Here is a 2,352-nt window from a genome sequence, read left to right on the forward strand (position 1 = left end):
TGAGTGCATCATTAGGGGCCATACCTCAAACGACCCTTCTCCCTGATGAAAATCTGCGTTGTGGAATCGGAGCCGGTGCTTACGCCAATCAGTGGGCTGGTTCATTTGGATGTGCAGTGAAAATGCAGGAACGTTTTTTCCTCAATGCAGGTCTGGCTTCTACTACAACTAATACGCTTGGCGGTCCATTGATGGGCCGGGTTGGATTCTCATTTGGCTTTGGTGGCAGCCCACCCAAGGCTCAATCTGAGCAGCTCTCGTCTATCCCTGGAATGAATGGGTTGACTGTGTCCGCTCAAGAATATATGGGAGCGGGTGTCGATATTCCTGCTTTGGATAAGTCCTCTGATCAGGTTGAGTCAACTGTGGTAGCTGCCCTTCGAACACAAGATTCCTCTGACATTCAAGTGCTTCGTGATCGTCTTGCTGAGCTCGAAGCGGAAATCAAGCGTTTGAATTCAACAAGTGTTGGCGATGCTAATCAACGCATTGCAACTCTGGAAATTCTTCTTGAAGAGAAGAAAGAAAGCGAGCGCCGTCTTCTGACGATGCTTTCTGAGATGAAGTCTCGCCTGGATGATCAACGGATCATGATTGATCGGCTTATGAAACGTATGGATTCTGAAGATGCTCAGCAAGCCTCTTGATTGGTTTGACCATTCAATTGCTGTGATTGATCGCGATTGAATTCCCTATGGGCAAGTGTCTCATCAGTACTCATCGGTTTTTCTACCTTTTGCTCTTGATTACAGGCTCTAAGGTTTGAATTTTTTGATCGCACTATTCTCTTTGGTATGGGGCTCATCGAATAGTTATCCTTCTGCCATCTCATAAAAAAGCCCCACTTCGCAGTGGGGCAGAATGACGATCGAAATTTCTGACTTCGATTGGGTTTGATCGCGGAGATCAGTCGAGGTCTGGCATTGCCAGAGAAGGCTCTGCCGAACGGTCGATTCCCTTTTCGAAACCGGCAGCGGCAGCGCGGGCGCGGCCTGCGTGCCAGAGGTGACCCACCAGGAAGAAGAAGGCGAGCACGAACTGAGTCGCAGACAACCACTGGCGAATGTTCACGAAGTTCACTGAGTTGGGCTCAGTGATGATGCCGCCAACGGAATTCAGTGAAGCGTTGGGGGCGTGGGTCATGTACTCAGCAGCACGACGAACCTGCCAGGGTTGGATGTCGTTCTGCAGCTTGTCGAGACTTAGACCGTTGGGACCGCGCAATGGCTCAAGCCATGGACCACGGAAATCCCAGAAACGCATCGTTTCTCCACCGAAGATGATCTCACCGGTCGGTGAACGCATCAAGTACTTACCAAGACCGGTGGGGCCCATGGCGGAACCGATATTGGCGCCGAGGCGCTGGTCTCTCACCAGGAAGGTGAAGCTCTGCGCCTGGGAGGATTCGGCGTTGGTGGGGCCGTAGAACTCCGAGGGATAGGCGGTGTTGTTGAACCAGATGAAGGCCGAGGCAATGAAGCTCATGAAGCTCAGAGCACCAAGGCTGTAGCTGAGATAAGCCTCTCCATTCCAGATGAAGGCGCGACGCACCCAGCCGAAAGGCTTGGTTGTGACGTGCCAGATGCCACCGAAAATGCAGGTCAGGCCAAGCCAGATGTGCCCACCGATGATGTCCTCCATTGAGTTCACACCGATGATCCAGCCTTCACCACCGAAGGGGGCCCGGAACAGATAACCGAAGATCACTCCCGGATCGAGAGTCGGGTTGGTGATTAGGCGAACATCTCCACCACCGGGAGCCCAGGTGTCGTAAACGCCACCGAAGAACATGGCCTTGAAGACCAAGAGCAGACAGCCGACCCCAAGAAGAATCAGGTGATAACCAATGATGTTGGTCATCTGATTCTTGTCGCGCCAATCCTGGGAAAAGAAAGTGGAGTAATTCTCCAGAATTTCAGGCCCGCGCAGGGCGTGGTAGAGGCCGCCGAGACCGAGCACAGCGGAACTGATCAGGTGCAGAACACCAACCACAAAGAAGGGATAGAGATCGGTGACTTCACCACCGGGGCCCACTCCGTAGCCGAGAGTGGCCACGTGTGGGAACAGAATCAGACCCTGTTCGTACATGGGCTTATCGAAGGTGAAATGGCTCACCTCGAACAGCATCATGGCGCCGGCCCAGAACACCATCAGTCCTGCGTGAGCCACGTGGGCACCCAGCAGACGACCTGAAAGATTGATCAGGCGAGCATTGCCAGCCCACCAGGCGTAGCCGGTGGAGTCGAGGTCTTTACCGCCAGTGGCGATAAGACCGGAATTAAAGGGCGTTTCCACGGGGCAGAACCTCTTCAGGGAAGACGAAGTTTTCGTGCGGCTGGTCAGCCGGTGCCA

2 protein-coding genes and 1 pseudogene are annotated in these 2,352 nt (G+C 53.6%); 1 reads left to right on the top strand and 2 read right to left on the bottom strand.

What is annotated here, in order from left to right; genetic code table 11:
- On the top strand, positions 1 to 647 hold a 647-nt coding region (locus DXY31_RS00005; RefSeq protein WP_137024833.1), incomplete at its 5' end, for a YadA-like family protein.
- Between the two features lie 259 nt (positions 648 to 906).
- Here DXY31_RS00005 and psbC read toward each other — a convergent pair.
- Both psbC and DXY31_RS17790 read right to left on the bottom strand, forming a co-directional pair.
- A complete protein-coding gene (gene psbC, locus DXY31_RS00010; protein ID WP_114990269.1) occupies positions 907 to 2,295 on the bottom strand; it encodes a photosystem II reaction center protein CP43 in 1,389 nt (462 codons plus the stop codon).
- A pseudogene (locus tag DXY31_RS17790) lies at positions 2,279 to 2,352 on the bottom strand (photosystem II protein D2); the annotation flags it as partial. The gene psbC and the pseudogene DXY31_RS17790, both read right to left, overlap by 17 nt.

Source organism: Synechococcus sp. UW179A, from assembly GCF_900473965.1.
In the GTDB taxonomy this organism is placed as follows: Bacteria; Cyanobacteriota; Cyanobacteriia; order PCC-6307; family Cyanobiaceae; genus Synechococcus_C.